The organism is Nocardia paucivorans NBRC 100373 (assembly GCF_000308675.1).
GTDB lineage: Bacteria > Actinomycetota > Actinomycetes > Mycobacteriales > Mycobacteriaceae > Nocardia > Nocardia paucivorans.
Genome location: NZ_BAGE01000024.1, coordinates 35,776 through 51,834 on the forward strand (window position 1 = coordinate 35,776; position 16,059 = coordinate 51,834).

Consider the following 16,059-nt stretch of genomic DNA (forward strand, 5'->3'; position numbering starts at 1 on the left):
GCTGCCATGCGTATCGCCGTGATCGGCGGAGGACCCGCGGGTCTGTACTTCTCCGCCTTGATGAAACAACTCGATCCCACCCATGAGATCACCATCTGGGAACGCAACGCCCCGGACGACACCTTCGGCTTCGGCGTGGTGTTCTCCGACGAAACACTCGGCGGCATCGAACACGCCGACGAGAAGATCTACCGGCGGATGAGCGAGCAGTTCGCCCGCTGGAGCGATATCGACATCCACTACCGGGGCCGGGTCCGCACCTCGGGCGGTCAGGGCTTCGCTGCCATGAGCCGTAAGGAATTGCTGCGCATCCTGCAGCAACGATGCCTCGAACTCGGGGTGACGATCCACTTCCACACCCTCGCACCGGATGTCGAGGAGCTCGCGGCCGGCCACGACCTCGTCCTCGCCGCCGACGGTATCAACTCCGCCGTGCGCGAACGCTACGCCGAGGTCTTCGAGCCGGACCTGGATCCCCGACACAACAAATACATCTGGCTGGGCACCGACCGGGTGTTCGAGGCGTTCGAATTCTTCATCGCGCACACCCCGTACGGGATCATGCAGGTGCACGCCTACCCGTTCAGCGCCGAGCAGAGCACCTTCATCGTCGAAATGCACGAATCGGTATGGCGCAATGCGGGATTCGACGCCTTCGCCGATCGGCGATTCGCACCCGGGGAGAACGACGAGAAATCCGTTGCGCTCCTGACGGAGATCTTCGCCGACGTGCTGGACGGACACGCCGTACAGGCCAACAACTCCAAGTGGATCAACTTCACCACCGTGCGCAACCGCACCTGGCGACACGGCAATATCGTGCTGATCGGAGATGCCGCGCACACCGCGCACTTCTCCATCGGCTCGGGCACCAAGCTCGCCATGGAGGACGCGCTCGCACTGGCCGCCTGCCTGCACGAGAACGACTCGGTGGCCACCGGCCTGGCCGCCTACGAGACCGAGCGTAGGCCGGTCGTGGAATCGGTGCAGCGGGCCGCACAGGCCAGCCTGGAATGGTTCGAATCGATCGCCCGGTACACCGATCAGCATCCGGACCAGTTCGCGTTCAACCTGCTCACCCGCAGTCGGCGCATCACCTATGACAACCTGAGACTGCGGGACGACGGTTTCGTCGACGCGCTCGACGAATGGTACCGGTCGACGCAGCAGACCCCGGTGGCGGAATCTCGGCCACCGATGTTCTACCCGTTGCGGCTCAAAGAAGTCGAGTTGCCCAATCGGATCCTGGTGTCGCCGATGGACATGTACTCGGCGGTCGACGGGGTGCCCGACGACTTCCATCTGGTGCATCTGGGCAGCAAGGCGCTCGGCGGCGCGGGACTGGTGATGACCGAGATGGTGTGCGTATCACCGGAAGCCCGCATCACCCTCGGCTGCGCCGGTCTCTATACCCCCGAACAGGAACAGGCCTGGGCCCGGGTGGTGGACTTCGTGCACACCCGTACGCAGGCGAAGATCGGTGTGCAGCTGGGACATTCGGGCCGTAAGGGATCCACCAAGGTGATGTGGGAGGGCATCGACGATCCGTTGGAGTCCGGTGGTTGGCAGACCGTGGGACCATCCGCGATCCCCTACGGCCCCACCAGTTCCGTACCGCGCGAGATCACCGCCGCCGAGATGGACGAGATCACCGCGCAGTTCGTCGCCGCCGCCGAGTCGGCCGCGCGCGCCGGATTCGATCTGCTCGAATTACATTGCGCACACGGATATCTGCTGTCGTCGTTCCTGTCCCCGCTGGCCAACCGGCGCACCGATGAGTTCGGCGGGTCGTTGACCAACCGGTTGCGCTTCCCGCTGCGGGTCCTCGACGCGATCAAGGAGGTCTGGCCCGCCCAGCGCCCCATCTCGGTGCGTATCTCGGCGACCGACTGGGCCGCCGGCGGCAACACCATCGACGATGCGGTCGAGATCGCGCGGGCATTCGCCGATCACGGCGTGGATGTGCTGCACATTTCCTCCGGTCAGGTGGTCAAACAGGAAAAGCCCGCCTACGGACGTAGTTATCAGACCCCGTTCGCGGACCGGATCCGGCAGGAGATCGGCGTGCCCTACGGCATCGCCGTGGTCGCCGTCGGCGCGATCTCCTCGTTCGACGACGCGAATTCCGTACTGCTCGCCGGGCGCGCCGATCTGGTCGCGGTCGGCCGGGCACATCTGTGGGATCCGCAGTGGACCCTGCACGCGGCGGTCGAGCAGGGCTACCGGGGAGACGGCGCCGAGTGGCCGCCCCAGTTCCGCGCCGGTAATCGCAAACCGCCGACCGGCCGCACCGACGGCCCGCCGCCCCGGCTGCAACTGATCCGCGACAGCGGCCCCACCGCGGTCGCTCGGCGGTGGCGGCCGCGACAGGCCGTCACCCACTGACCGGACCCCTCCCCCATATTCACGTTCTTACGACAGTTGAGGAATATCCATATGTCCGAAGAGATGCCCGGCGAGCTGCCCACCTCCGAGATCTTCACCGCGGCCGTCACACTCACCCCGACCGAGGCCGAGCACTTCGATCTGGCCTTCACCGCCACCACCCAGCCGTGCCCGTGGCCCAAGGCGTACGGCGGCGATCTGGTCGCGCAGGCCGCAGCCGCGGCGATGCGCTCGGTCACCGACGGCAAGACGCTGCACTCCGTGCACAGCTATTTCATGCGTCCGGCCACCATCGGTGCCGAGGTCCGCTACGAGGTGGAGGTGCTGCGGGACGGTCGCGGCTACAGCACCCGCCAGGTACGCGGTTATCAGAACGGCAAACCGCTGTACGTATGCCTGGCCGGTTTCGCCGCCGGTGAGCCCGGCGGCAGCCATACGGCCGAGCCGATCGCCCCCCTCCCCGCGCCGGAGGACCTGCCGAGTTCCGCGGAATACCTACGAGGCCGCAGCGGGGGAACGATGACCCCGGAATCCAAGGCCTACTGGTCCGGGGGCCGCAGCTTCGATATGCGGCACATCCCCGGCCCGGTCTATCTGGAGGTGGAGGGCGAGCGGGCGCCGCACCAGGCGCTGTGGATCAAGCCCTTCGACCCGCTGCGTCCGGTGGACGGACTCACCGACGAGCAGCGTGACCTGGCCGCCCTCGCCTACGTCTGCGACTACACGATCCTCGAGCCGGTGCTGCGGGTGCTCGATCTGCCCTGGGGCCGGCCGGGCCTGGTCACCGCGAGCCTCGATCACGCCATGTGGTTCCATCGTCGCGAGCCGGTGCGGGACTGGCTGCTCTACGCCCAGGAGGCCGTGGCCGCCGAGGACGGCCGTGGCGTGGGGATGGGCCGTTTCTTCACCCGCGACGGGCGGCATGTCGCCACGGTGGTGCAGGAAGGCATGATCAGACCATCGTGACGGATGTCGATATGGCGCGAGTCGGCGCCGGGGTCCGGCCGGAGCGGTCCTATCGTATGGTGCAAGCATGACGGCAGCATCACCGGCGACCGCTTCGGTTCCCACCGGCCGGGACTCCCGACTGGCGCAATGGATCATCACCATCTTCGGGCTGTGCGCCCGTGCGGAGGGAAACTGGCTGTCGACGGCCTCGGTGGTGGCGCTGATGGCGGACCTCGGCGCCGAGGGGCAGGCGGTTCGTTCCTCGATCTCCCGGTTGAAGCGCCGCGGCGTCCTGGTGAGCGAACGCTCCGGCACCACCGCCGGCTATCGCCTGTCCGACACCACCTTGGAGGTCCTCGCCGAGGGTGATGTGCGGATCTTCGCGCGTTCCCGGGCCACCGAGAACGACGGTTGGGTCATGGTGGTGTTCTCCGTCCCCGAATCCGAGCGCGACAAACGCCACGCCTTGCGCTCGGCCCTGACCCGGCTGGGTTTCGGGACGGCGGCCCCCGGGGTGTGGCTGGCCCCCGGCACGCTGGAAACGGAGGTGCGGCACACCCTCGAGCGGCTCGGTCTCGCGGAATACGTGGACCTCTTCGTCGCCCGACACACCGGCTTCGGGGATCTGCGCACCAAGGTTCGGCAATGGTGGGATCTGACGGAGTTGACCGAGCTGTACACGGACTATCTACAGCGTTACCGTCCGGTCCTGTTCCGGGCCACGGCCGAGCCGATGACACCGCGAGAAGCGTTCGCGCTGTACATCCCCATGCTCACCGAATGGCGCCGACTGCCCTACCGCGATCCGGGGCTACCGTTGTCGCTGCTGCCGCCCGCCTGGAACGGTGAGGCCGCGGGCGCCCTGTTCGACGAACTCGATGCGCTGCTGAATCCGCCGGCGCAGAAACACGCTCTGGCCGTGATCCACGGTAAACGCCGCACCGGTCGATCGGCCCGCGGCCGGGCCACACCGGACCGGTGACGAAGACCCCGGTGATACAGGGGTGGAACTTCGCCGCCGGACGAGTTCGTCGATCGGCGCTGCCGGCTCCATCTCCGGGGGCGCGTCGAGCGGCATATCGATCGCGGTCTCGACCACCACATACCCCGGCGATCGCTCCGGACGGGCGCGCCGATCAGGCTCGGCGAACGGTGCTATCTCACGAACAACTCTGCCGAATCCCATCCACATGCGGCAAGGTCGCAGACGCCGCCGGTCCCCGGCGACGGCCGGCTCGGTGTGATCATCTTTCCGTCGAGTCGGGTAGATTGCCATTCCCGACCGATGCGATGTCGGTCGCGAGTGGAGATCCGGGGTTTGACGTGAGACGCCAAAGATTCAGGGCCGCACTGCGAGTCGCTGTTACCGCAACGATGGTCGCCGCATCCGTCACGGTGTTCGGAGCCGGAAACGGCACCGCCGACAGCGGCGATCCGATCATCGCATCCAAGGAACTGCTCGCCGATCCCGTTTCCGAGAACGGTTCTCGGATCGTCGCCTACCGGGTCGACGATCGCAACCTGACCATGTTGGTCCACTCCGTGGCGATGGACGAGAACGTCACCGTTCGGGTGCAGCGCCCCCACGACGCCTCCCAACCCCGACCGGTGCTCTACTTGCTCAACGGGGCCGGCGGCGGAACCGACCGGGCCACCTGGTGGGCCAATACCGATGTCGGCGACTTCCTGGCGACCAAGGACGTCAATGTGGTGATGCCGATCGGGGGCGCATTCGCCTACTACACCGACTGGCGGCGCGATGACCCGGTGTTGGGACGCAACAAATGGCGCACCTTCTTCCTGGAGGAGCTGCCCCCACTGGTCGATGCGGCCCTGGGCACCAACGGAATCAATGCCATTGCCGCGAACTCGATGACCGCCACCGCGGTCCTACAGTTGGCCGAGGCCGCACCCGGCTTCTATCGGAGCGTCGCCGGATACAGCGGATGCGCCCAGATCGCCGACCCGATCGGAAAACAGTTCACCAAGCTGGTCGTCGAGCTCTACGGCGGCGGCGATGTGCGCAATATGTACGGTGAAGACGATGATCCGGCCTGGGCGGCCAATGATCCGGTCGTGAATGCCGAGGCGCTGCGGGGCACCAGACTGTACATATCGAGCGGCAACGGATTGCCGGGACGGTGGGACACCGTCAACGGCGACTACTCCCAGCCCGGTCCCCACGGTCTGGCCAATCAGCTCCTGGTGGGCGGCGTTATCGAGGCCGCGACCAATTGGTGCACCCACAATCTCGAGGATCGGCTCACCCAACTGCGGATCCCGGCCACCTTCGACTACGCGCCGTCGGGTACCCACTCGTGGGGCTACTGGCGTGAAGCGTTCTACCGGTCCTGGCCGGTCCTCGCAGAAGGGCTCGGGCTGCCCGCGTAGGACAGGCGTTTTCCCGGACTCACCCGGACCTATCGGTGGACTGCGCTCGTATGGTTCACCGGGAGGAACTTGTCGAGCATGGCAACGCTGTGTGTGACGGCGGTGGCACCGTAGTCGATCATCCGGGCTCGTGGTCGTCGATGGCGCAGAGCAGGTCGCAATGTCCCTCGGCGACACCGATGAGATTGCGCCGCAACAGATCCGCATCACGCAATGCGGTATCGGCACCATTACCACCGCTGGGTGAGGTGCGTGGATCGCGGCGCCGAGCAGGGTCACCGGACCGAGCGGCCGACGTCGCACGGAATGGACCACCCGAATCGACAGTGCCGTGCTGTTGTCCGCATCGGCCTGCGTGACGAGAGCACGGACGTCCGGCGCCGGTCGCGGATATGGGCAAGCATCGTACGCTGCGGGCCGACCGTCTCACCCGATCAACCCGACGGCAGCAGCATCACCCAACGCATATAGTCGACTGCATCGGGCAGGACGACCCCGCGAGCGACGGCTTCTCCGGTGATCTCGGGCCCATCGAAACACATGGGACCCGGCGTCGAGTTGGTTTCGCCGTCGACGATCTGCGTGCCGAAACCGGGCATGAGGCAGCCGAAACGGTCGGTCGGCAGAATACGGACCGATGACGAACCCGACATCGGTGTCGGTCGGGTGAGCACAGGGGCGAGCAGGCCTCGAACCTGTGAGTTGATCCTATCCGCACGGGCGGCTGTTTGGTTTCCGCACTTGTGGCTACTGCGGAAGAGGACCGGTGATATCGAATCGCCGGCCGATACGGAAAGGGAACAGCCATGAGCGCTACCGACAAGGCGAAGAACAAGGCCGAGAATCTCGCCGGTCAGGCCAAGGAGAAGTACGGCGCGGCCACCGACGACCCGGACAAGAAGCAAGAGGGCAAGGCCGACCAGGTCAAGTCCAATTTGAAGGATGCGGGCGAGAAGGTCAAAGACGCCTTCCGTGACTGAAATCCCGATCACATACTCCGATCGACCCCATCCGTCGGGCCATGGTGGGCATCCGAGAGGGCCGAAAGGCCCGTCCCCCGCCGCGGTGACCGAGAAAGCGATACGCGCTCGCCCGGTCGACGCGCGGGGATCGCCGGCGGAGAAGCCTGTTGGTATCGGGATCGCGATCCCGATCAGGCCTCTCCGCCGGCACCCCGTCAACGGTGCGGGGCTTTATCTCCACAGGCCGGTATCAGACCTCGCGAGCCGAACTCGTACGTCGAGAACAAGGGCAAATCCGACCACATCCCCGAGGTCTATCGGCCGAAGCGCCCCTTGGCAAAGTTGCGCAACCCACGAATTTTCTCGTTCACCGTGGTGACCACACCCCGCAGGCGGGAAGGATTGTCTTCGCGAAGGGCCGCCTTCTCCTCCGGCGCCTCCATCACAGAAACCGGGGATGCCTGTATCCTCTCGGTTTCACCACCGCCCCCGAGGTCACCGTCACCCTCGCCCTCACTCTCGGCTTTGCCTTCCCCCTCGGGCTCGCCCTTACCCTCGGACGTGCCCTCCTCCTTGGACTCGGCACCGATCTCGGGCTCACTGTCGCTCTGGGAGTCATCCTCGCCCTCGACCTCACTGTCGCGCTCGGACTCGTCGGTGTCGGGGAACGGCTCCGGGGCCGGTTCCGCGATCTGCTCCTGCGCATCCTTTTCCGGCCTCGAATCACCGACGATGGGGGTGCTGCCACCGCGTTCGGTTCCCGGGGCGAGATGCTCCTCGGCCTGTGTGGTTTCGACGGCAGCGGGTGCTGTTTCGGCGCCGTTCTCCAGTCCTGCCGCCTTGGCCCACTTCACCAAACTCGTCTCCGACGGCCGCCCGCTGTGGCGATCGGCGACCTGTCGACAGGCCGAGCGCAGCGAGTAACCTTGTCCTAGAAGCTTTTTCACGTCCCCGAGATATTTCTTCTTCTCGGCGTCGGAATAGGGCCCGGCCATTCGCACATCCTCCTACCAGCTAGGTGTCGCCTTTCAGTGTCGGGCATGCGGGCCGTGATGTCCGCAGCGGTGGTCGGATAACGACCATCGCCCGGCCGGCGATGGTGTTCGATCTTCTTTCCGATGCGGGCGGGTGGGTGGCGGAGTAGGGTGACGGGCGATGGCCGCCGACCGTGTTGCCGGCACCCGGATAGCGGCCGGGCGTCCCGGGCCGGGAATCCGTCCTATCGATCGACAGCCCGGTTTAAGGCAGCTCCGCATCGGGTAGACCGATCGGAAGCCCGCAGAGAGGAACAGTTGTCTTGGGAATGCGATTGCGCCTGTTGCTCCTCGGCGCATGTGCCGCTACGGCTCTGCTACCGACCACCGCACCCGCCGCCGCTCAAGCGGCAGCCGATTTCGAAGATGCCCGGGTGGAGGTGTACCCCGGATGCGCCGGAGTGGTTCGCACGGTGGCAGCGGTGAGTCCGCTGCCGAACGGTGCGCTGGGAGTCCGGGTGGTGGTGCTGTTCAAGGCCGACTACCAGGACCCGTCCTGTGCGGTGACCACGACGGTGAACTGGCGCAATCTCGATTCCGGGGCCGGCGGGGCCGAGGATGTCACGGTGTCGTCCGTTCCCGTATCCGGTGGTTTCCTCACTCCCGACCACGGTTACGGCCGAGTCCTGGCCGATACCGGGCCGGGTAGGGTGGCCATCACGGTCGGCACGAACCCGGGCGAGGTCATCGTCATCGTCTGAGCGCGGCCTAGAATTCCGGAGCCTCAGGACATATCCAACACACTCACCGGAACACCGTAGGGCAGGAACCGCACCCGCCGACGTTCATCGGTATTGTCACGATGCGCGCGCAAGGCCTCGAGTTCGCTCGGGAAAACCTGGTCGACCCGGGCCGCACCGTTGTCATCGATACTGTAGATCGCCCACACCCCACTGCCGGTCTCACCGGTGGTCCTTCCCTCGGATTCCGGCGGATGTGACCGATCCGGGGCGAGAAAACGGCCGAGCAGCGACGCCGGCGAACCGCCGCCGGTGGGGTCCATGCGATCCAGGTATGCGCCGGCTTTCCCGAGCAGGTCCCGCAGACCGGCTTCCGCCTCACGCAGTGCACGTTCGAAATCTTCCGGGTCGATACCGAAAGGCCCGTTGGTTGGCATCGCATACGCTCCTCGGGCGACGGTGGACTATCTTCTCGGTGTCCTCGCGAATCAGTGTCCTCGCGAATCGGTGTCCTCGCCACACCGACCACACCGCCCATGAATCCGGTCGCCCACACATCACAACCGGCCGGATGCTTCCCATGGCGGCCGAGACCGCAGACTGATGGGTTGTGAAACTGCCCGAGCTTCCTGATCTACCGGTCCGTGACGTTCTCGATCACCTCGTCGGGGTATTGGCCGATCGTGGGGCGGCCGTGCTGGTCGCCCCGCCGGGAACGGGGAAAACCACCATGGTTCCCTTGGCGCTGGCGGCGGGTACCACGGGGCGGGTGCTCGTGGCCGAGCCGCGACGGTTGGCGGCGCGGGCGGCTGCCGGACGAATGGCGGCACTGCTGGGCGAGCAGGTGGGAGAAACCGTCGGCTACTCGGTGCGAGGAGATCGTCGAAGCGGTCGACGGACCCGGATCGAGGTCGTCACGTCCGGGTTGTTGGTGCGCCGGTTACAGGAGGACCCCGAGTTGACGGGGGTCGATACGGTTGTACTCGACGAATGTCACGAACGGCATCTCGACGCGGATCTGCTGTTGGCGCTGCTGCTGGATGCCCGGGCCGGATTACGGCCCGATCTTCGGGTGCTCGCCACCTCGGCGACCGTGGCGGCCGACCGCCTAGCGACGCTGGTGGGCGGGGATCACGCGGCGCCGGTGGTGCGGGTGCGAGGTCGGTCCCATCCCGTGGACACGACATACTTCCCCTCGCTGCCCCGGGAACGAATCGAAGCGCAAGTCGCGCGTGCCACACGAACCGCACTCGCCGAAACCGAGGGCGATGTCCTGGTCTTTCTGCCCGGGATGGCCGAGATCGGGAAAACGACGGCACTGTTGACCGATCTGGTCGATGTGGATGTCGTCACCCTGCACGGCCGACTGTCGGCCGCGAAGCAGGACACGGCGTTGCGGCCCGGTCCCCGGCGGCGAGTGGTGCTGGCCACGGCGGTGGCGGAGTCCAGTCTGACGGTGCCGGGAGTGCGGGCCGTGGTGGATTCGGGCCTCGCCCGCGTCCCGCGTATCGATCGGGCACGGGGATTGTCCGGGCTCACCACGGTTCGCGTCTCGGCGGCGGTGGCCGAGCAACGAGCCGGACGGGCCGGACGTGAGGCGCCGGGACGAGTGTGGCGATGCTGGCCGGAGCACGAGCAGAGCACACTGCCCGCCTACCCGGAACCGGAGATTCGGACGGCGGACCTGACACGGTTGGCCTTGGAATTGGCGTGCTGGGGCACGGCCGACGGACACGGACTGTCCTGGTGGGATACGCCGCCGGCCGGCGGATTGGCCGCTGGTCGGGAGGTGCTGCGGGCATTGGGGGCCGTGCGCGACGACGGCGCGGTGACCGACCGGGGACGATGTATGGCCCGGATCGGGCTGCATCCCCGTCTGGCGCGCGCACTGCTCGACGGGGCAGCCGTTGTCGGCGTGCGAACAGCCGCGGAGGTGGTCGCCCTCCTCGACGACGACACACACCTGTCCACGGTGGATCTCGTGGCCGGTCTCCGGCGGCTGCGGCGCGAACAACCGGTGCGGTGGCGGCGCGAGGTCGAGCTGTTGGCTCGATCGGTCGAGGAATCGGCCGGTGCCGATGATCCGACCGACGACCCGGCCTATGTTGTCGCATTGGCCTATCCCGAACGGTTGGCACGCCGACGACGCCCGGATTCGGCGAGCTATCTCATGGCCGGCGGAACCGCGGCCACACTACCGCCCGGCTCCGGAACCGGCGATCCGGAGTGGCTGGCGGTCGGAGTCGCGACCCGCGATCCCGGCCGCTCCGAGGGGTACATCCGGCTGGCCGCTGCCGCCGATGAACAACTGGCCCGTCGGGCCGCGTCGAATTTGATCACCACCGTCGAGGAGGTGGATTGGATCGATGGTGATGTGGTGGCCCGACGGGTCGAACGGCTGGGGGCGATCATCTTGTCGGAAAAACCCATCCGCGACCCCGATGCAGAATCGATCGGCGCGGCGGTGCGGCGCGGACTGGCCTCGACCGGTCTGGGCCTGCTGCCCTGGAACGCGGAGGCGATCGCGCTACGCCGGCGCCTGAACTTCCTGCACCGAACCCTCGGCGCCCCCTGGCCGGCAGTCGACGACGAGTCGTTGCTCGCCGCTGCCGATACCTGGCTCGGTCCCGAACTCGCCACCGTCCGCCGCCGCGCCGATCTCCACGACATCGATACCGAACAGGCCCTGCGCCGCCTGTTGCCGTGGCCGGAGGCCGCTCGGATGGACGAATTGGCGCCGGAACGCATCACGGTCCCCTCCGGCAGCCGGGTGCGACTCGACTATTCGACCGATCCTCCGGTACTCGCGGTCAAGGTGCAGGAGGTCTTCGGCTGGACGGATACACCGCGTCTGGCCCACGGTCGCATCCCGATCGTGCTGCATCTACTCTCCCCTGCCCAACGTCCGGTCGCGGTCACCGCGGACCTCACCTCCTTCTGGCGCACCGGCTGGCCGCAGGTTCGCGCCGAGCTTCGGGGGCGCTATCCCAAACACGCCTGGCCGGAGGACCCCACCACCGTGCCCGCCCACCGGGGTACCGCCCGCAACGCGGGCCGTGTCGCTCCGGGATCGGCGCGTCGACCCGATGGGTCGGATACCCGCCCGGGTCGGTGACCGCTACGGCCTCGGGTGAGCGGTCCGCGTCGTCCGGTGCGTTCCACGCTCTTTCGGCGCGGTCCGCGGTCACACGGCCGACGAGCCGAGATCGGGCGACCGGCCGAGAACAGCGGGATAATTGCACTGCGGTTGCTCGTGCGCGCAGACTCGACGCCGGGCACTATCCGGCTCGGCTCGAACAGGAAGGCCAGGGTGAGGATGTATCGCACGCTCGTATTCGTCACAGCCCTACTGCTCGCCGTGGCGGGCTGCGGTGACGATACCGACGACCGGATCGGCGAAACCCGGTCACCGGTGGCCTCCGGCCCCCCACCGGAATTCTGGTCGGCACCCGCCGACACGCCGGAACGGCGCGCGGCCGTCGCCCAGGCCACCCGCGAAATCGACGTCTGCGCATTACTACCTCGCGACACCCTTACCGGTCTCGACCTCGGCGAAATCCGAAGCGTGACGGTCGGCCTGAACTCGTGCCGGGCCGCTCTCGGCCGCGCGGCCGCACGCGAAACCGCCACCTTGACCTGGCATACGACCTCGCTACCGACGTTGACCCCGGGCCGCGGTGTCCACAAACAATTGGGTGATGTGGACGTCCTGCTGGTCTCCGCACGCGACAACGATCCCCGTTCCTGTGGCGCGACGGCCCGCTTCCCGGCGGGTGCCGCGTTCTACCTCGATCTCTCGGTTCCGGACCGCGATTCGTGCGAGATAGCCGACCGGTTGCTTCCCGGAATGCTCGAGCGTTGGCGACAGTCACCGGCCCAGGGCACCTCACCCGATACCGTCGCCACGGCGCTACTCGGTGCCGACCCGTGCGCGGTGCGTACCCGGCTGACCGGCACCGTGGATGCCGATCGGCGCGGACTCAACCAATGCCTGTTCGACTATCGTGGCGAAACCGTCACGGTGAGCTACGAATACCGTGTGCTCGAGCAGGTGACGGCCCGGGGCACCGAGGAGAAGATCGCCGATCGCACCGTGTTCCGCTCCACCTCGCTATACGACAACAGCATCCCGATCTACTCGGCCGTCGTCGGACCCGAACTACCCCTCGACAGCACGGATCTCATTCCGCACGTACCGGTCGTCGAAGTAACCTCGGCCACCGATGACGTCGCCCGACAGGTGATGTCGGAGGTTTTGGCCCTCTTCCCACGGTGAACGGTTCGCGGCAGACCCGCCGCATGACGCGAGCCGGCCGTATATGTACTGTCCGAATTCCAGTAGCACAACACAATTCGTGAGGGCGACGCCGCATCGGTGGGTCGTCGGGGAGGTATCGGTCGTATGTACCCAGATCGGCAGTCGTATTCGGAACAGCCTCCGCAGGGGTACCCGACCCAACCACCACAGGGGAACTGGGGGCAGGGACAATTCGAGGTATCGGCGCCCGGACCGATCGAGGTCACCCACCTCTCGGATCAGGCCACCGGACGCGCCCTCAGCCGGGTGACCGCTCTGATGACCTGGCGGCTGCCCGCCCTGTGGATATTCGTGATGGTGCTACCCGTCCTGGTATTGCTTCGCGGTACCTTCCGGTTGCTGACCAGGAAGCCGGATACGACGGTCGACCCCTCCGAGATCTTCGGCGCGTTCTTCGTGGTCCTGGTCTTCGAGCTGGTGATCCTGGTACTGGTCACCGGATGGACGATGGTGCGCGGTAATCCGAATGTCCGCCGGTACTCCCAACCGGGCACCCAGATGTGGGCCCGGTACACGCACGACGCATTACACCTGCGGTTGCCCCACACCGCCGACATACATCTGCCGTACCCCCACATCAAACGGCTCTATCTGTTCCGGGACGTGGTGTACCTGCGCAAGAACGACGGAAAGAACTTCGCACTCCCCCGTACCCTCGCCCCGAAGGCCGCGCTGTCGCTCATGCGAGACGCCGGGGTGCGAATCTGAGTACGACCCGTATCGCCGTATCGGCCGGAGCGGGTGAAACCGATCCGGCCGATACGGCACGGTTCATCGGCCCCGCTGCGAAGCGGCCGCTGTTTCGTCGAGCTGCGCGAGGGTCAGCCGGTGTCGGGGCGGGTGGCGCAGAACCGTCGTCGTATGAACCCGGTTGTGCCCGTCGACGTGCAGTAGTTCCCCGGGAGCCAACAATCGCCACCCCGGGTCCTCATCGGTGCGTTCACTGGCCACTACCACCGCGGGCAGATCGGCCAGGTCGGCACTACGCGTGCGGATCCCCGCGCGGCCCGCGTGATCGAGATACCGTCCCCCGCGCGATCCACCGGCCGCGCGTTCCAATACGAACAGATCGTGGGTGTCCGGATAGCGCAGCGCCCACAGATCGGTGGCGGTGGTCAACACCAGATTCAGGGCATAGACGGGCAGCCGGTCCGCGAGCCATCGGACGGCGTCGACGATACCCGCGGTGATATCGCCGGCGTGCCGATCGATACGTTGGGTGATCAGCGCGAAGAACCGTTCGGAGTCGGTGTCGCCGTGTACGAGGTCGCCGTGGTCACCGAGTTCGGCGTCGAGTTCGTCGAGTCCGCCCAGCACGCCGTTGTGGGCGAACAGGCGGCCGCGTTGTTCGAAGGGATGGGTGTTGCGCAGTTCCCGATCACCGGTGGAGGCGTAGCGGAGGTGCGCCACGAAGGTCGCCGATTCCCGTTCCCGTGCCTCACGGGCGAACCGGGCGTCCTCGTACGCGGCAATCGGTTGCTTCTCCACCCGCGCGGACCCGTGCGCGGTGAACGTGCCCAGGCCGACGCCGTCGGGCATACGCCGACTCTGTTCCGACAGACTGTCCGGCGCGTCCAACAACCAGAATGTGGCCCGCACCCGCCGCGGCGCGGCCGATAGTCCGAACAAGCGACACATGGCACTCCTCGATCGGGCCTCGTCCCACTGTCGCGGGTCGCCGACCGACGGGACTCGGTGCGGACCCACCCCATGATTGAACACCCACCACGTGGGCAATCGACGGATATGACAGCGCGGTCCACCGGTGTCGACCCGAGGGATCGATAGCGGCCGCGGTGCGGTGCCGAGCTGATACCTGGAGACAGGAGACGGTATGCGTTGCGTCGTATTCGGAGCCACCGGTTATATCGGCGCGCGGCTGGTGCCGGAGTTGTTGCGCGCGAACCATTCGGTTCGCGTCGTCGCCCGCACCCCGGCCAAACTCGCCGATGTGCCGTGGCGGGATCGAGTCGAGATCGTGCGCGGTGATGTGACGGTCTCCGACGAGGTACGTTCGGCTCTGGCCGATCAGGACGTGGTGTACTACCTGGTGCACTCGCTGACCCGAACGGATTTCGACGAAGTGGATCGCCGGGCCGCGACAGTGGTGGCCGAGCAGGCGGCGGCGACCGGTATTCGCCGGATCGTGTACCTGGGCGGTATCGTTCCGAGCGGGCAGCGGCTGTCCCGGCACCTGGCCTCCCGCGCCGAGGTCGGTCGTATCCTGCTCGACGGTCCGGTACCGGCGATCGCATTACAGGCCGCTGTGATCATCGGGGCCGGTTCGGCCAGTTTCGAGATGCTGCGCTACCTCACCGAGCGGCTGCCGGCCATGGTCACTCCCCGCTGGGTGCACAACCGTATCCAGCCGATCGCGGTACGCGATGTGCTGTACTACCTCACCCGGGCCGCGGAATTGGCTCCCGATGTGCGCGGCGCGTTCGATATCGGTGGTCCCGAAGTGCTGACCTATGCGCAGATGATGCGGGGCTATGCGGAGGTCGCGGAGCTACCGCGGCGAGTGATCGTCCCGGTGCCGGTGTTGACCCCCTGGCTGTCGGCCCAATGGATCAATCTGGTCACCCCGGTGCCGAAATCGATCGCCGTTCCCTTGATGGAGTCACTGGTCAACGACGTGGTGTGCCGCGATCACGCCATCGGTGCGCACATTCCCGACCCGCCGGGCGGCACGCTCGACTATCGGAGCGCCCTGAAACTCGCCCTGGCGCGGTCCCGCGATCCGGAGCTCCCTTCCCGATGGCCGGATGTCGACCTGGATGGCCGCGAACCGTCCGCTCCCCAGCCCACCGATCCCGTGTGGGCGGGCGGCACGCTGTACCAGGAGCTTCACGAGCGTCGCACCGATGCCGAACCCGAGTCGCTGTGGACGGTACTCGAGTCGCTCGGTGAACACGGTCGGTACTCGTTTCCGCCGACCCGGTGGTTACGCGGATGGATGAAGTGGAACGCCCGCGACGCGGGACCGCTACACGGCAGGTCACATCCACCGCGCGCGAGCAGATGGGCAGGCCGATGGCGGGTCGAACGACTCGAGCCCCCACGGGTGCTGCTTCGCGCCGAGGCACGGCGCCCCGGACGAACATGGTTGGAACTGAAGGCGGTACGAGACGAGCAGAGAACGATATATCGGCAGCGTATGGTGTTCGAACCGCACGGGCTGGCGGGACAGCTGTACTGGAGGGCGACCGCACCGTATCGCGCACTCGTATTCGAGGGCATGGCACGCGCCGTCGTCGATACCGCCGAGGCAGATCACGGGGTATCCGGCGACCGGGAAAACCGGATAGCGCACCCGTAAAGGAAGCCGAGGAACCGCGGCG

The 16,059-nt window shown here is 66.9% G+C and carries 14 protein-coding genes; 10 read left to right on the forward strand and 4 right to left on the reverse strand.

Annotated features, from left to right (window positions below; all coding sequences use genetic code 11):
* The first annotated feature begins 6 nt into the window (after positions 1 to 6).
* The 4 genes from ON32_RS05280 to ON32_RS05295 all read left to right on the forward strand — a co-directional run bounded on the left by ON32_RS05280 (position 7) and on the right by ON32_RS05295 (position 5,724).
* Positions 7 to 2,385: a bifunctional salicylyl-CoA 5-hydroxylase/oxidoreductase gene (locus ON32_RS05280; RefSeq protein ID WP_040789133.1), complete on the forward strand. Its 2,379-nt coding sequence runs from the start codon at positions 7 to 9 to the stop codon at positions 2,383 to 2,385.
* Between the two features lie 51 nt (positions 2,386 to 2,436).
* Positions 2,437 to 3,351 carry an acyl-CoA thioesterase gene (locus ON32_RS05285; protein ID WP_245550812.1) on the forward strand — a complete coding sequence of 305 codons (915 nt, stop codon included), beginning with the start codon at positions 2,437 to 2,439 and terminating at the stop codon, positions 3,349 to 3,351.
* Between the two features lie 67 nt (positions 3,352 to 3,418).
* Positions 3,419 to 4,315: a PaaX family transcriptional regulator gene (locus ON32_RS05290; RefSeq protein WP_051132883.1), complete on the forward strand. Its 897-nt coding sequence runs from the start codon at positions 3,419 to 3,421 to the stop codon at positions 4,313 to 4,315.
* A 392-nt stretch (positions 4,316 to 4,707) separates the two neighbouring features.
* On the forward strand, positions 4,708 to 5,724 hold the full coding sequence (locus tag ON32_RS05295; protein WP_040789135.1) for an alpha/beta hydrolase: 1,017 nt from the start codon (positions 4,708 to 4,710) through the stop codon (positions 5,722 to 5,724).
* Positions 5,725 to 6,158: 434 nt separating this feature from the next.
* Here ON32_RS05295 and ON32_RS05300 read toward each other — a convergent pair whose 3' ends face one another.
* Positions 6,159 to 6,377 carry a hypothetical protein gene (locus tag ON32_RS05300; RefSeq protein WP_157224080.1) on the reverse strand — a complete coding sequence of 73 codons (219 nt, stop codon included), beginning with the start codon at positions 6,375 to 6,377 and terminating at the stop codon, positions 6,159 to 6,161.
* 153 nt (positions 6,378 to 6,530) lie between these two features.
* Here ON32_RS05300 and ON32_RS05305 point away from each other — a divergent pair, with 153 nt between their 5' ends.
* Positions 6,531 to 6,704, forward strand: a complete 174-nt coding sequence (locus tag ON32_RS05305; protein WP_040789139.1) for a CsbD family protein — start codon at positions 6,531 to 6,533, stop codon at positions 6,702 to 6,704.
* A gap of 296 nt (positions 6,705 to 7,000) precedes the next feature.
* Here the strand turns inward: ON32_RS05305 and ON32_RS28705 are convergent, their stop codons facing one another.
* A complete protein-coding gene (locus ON32_RS28705) occupies positions 7,001 to 7,681 on the reverse strand; it encodes a hypothetical protein (protein WP_051132884.1) in 681 nt (226 codons plus the stop codon).
* A 302-nt stretch (positions 7,682 to 7,983) separates the two neighbouring features.
* Here ON32_RS28705 and ON32_RS26855 point away from each other — a divergent pair, with 302 nt between their 5' ends.
* On the forward strand, positions 7,984 to 8,421 hold the full coding sequence (locus ON32_RS26855) for a hypothetical protein (protein WP_157224081.1): 438 nt from the start codon (positions 7,984 to 7,986) through the stop codon (positions 8,419 to 8,421).
* A gap of 23 nt (positions 8,422 to 8,444) precedes the next feature.
* On the opposite strand, the gene ON32_RS05320 is transcribed toward ON32_RS26855, so the two are convergent.
* On the reverse strand, positions 8,445 to 8,837 hold the full coding sequence (locus ON32_RS05320; protein WP_040789141.1) for an Rv0313 family protein: 393 nt from the start codon (positions 8,835 to 8,837) through the stop codon (positions 8,445 to 8,447).
* Positions 8,838 to 9,010: 173 nt separating this feature from the next.
* Here ON32_RS05320 and hrpB point away from each other — a divergent pair, with 173 nt between their 5' ends.
* The 3 genes from hrpB (at position 9,011) to ON32_RS05335 (ending at position 13,426) form a co-directional block, all read left to right on the forward strand.
* A complete protein-coding gene (hrpB, locus tag ON32_RS05325) occupies positions 9,011 to 11,515 on the forward strand; it encodes an ATP-dependent helicase HrpB (RefSeq protein ID WP_217998023.1) in 2,505 nt (834 codons plus the stop codon).
* 201 nt (positions 11,516 to 11,716) lie between these two features.
* Positions 11,717 to 12,676, forward strand: a complete 960-nt coding sequence (locus tag ON32_RS05330) for a hypothetical protein (protein WP_040789143.1) — start codon at positions 11,717 to 11,719, stop codon at positions 12,674 to 12,676.
* A 126-nt stretch (positions 12,677 to 12,802) separates the two neighbouring features.
* Positions 12,803 to 13,426 carry a hypothetical protein gene (locus ON32_RS05335; protein WP_040789145.1) on the forward strand — a complete coding sequence of 208 codons (624 nt, stop codon included), beginning with the start codon at positions 12,803 to 12,805 and terminating at the stop codon, positions 13,424 to 13,426.
* A gap of 63 nt (positions 13,427 to 13,489) precedes the next feature.
* On the opposite strand, the gene ON32_RS05340 is transcribed toward ON32_RS05335, so the two are convergent.
* A complete protein-coding gene (locus tag ON32_RS05340) occupies positions 13,490 to 14,356 on the reverse strand; it encodes a class II glutamine amidotransferase (protein WP_040789147.1) in 867 nt (288 codons plus the stop codon).
* Positions 14,357 to 14,552: 196 nt separating this feature from the next.
* Here ON32_RS05340 and ON32_RS05345 point away from each other — a divergent pair, with 196 nt between their 5' ends.
* Complete coding sequence (locus ON32_RS05345) at positions 14,553 to 16,037, forward strand: DUF2867 domain-containing protein (RefSeq protein ID WP_051132886.1); 1,485 nt, start codon at positions 14,553 to 14,555, stop codon at positions 16,035 to 16,037.
* The last annotated feature ends 22 nt before the right edge of the window (positions 16,038 to 16,059 follow it).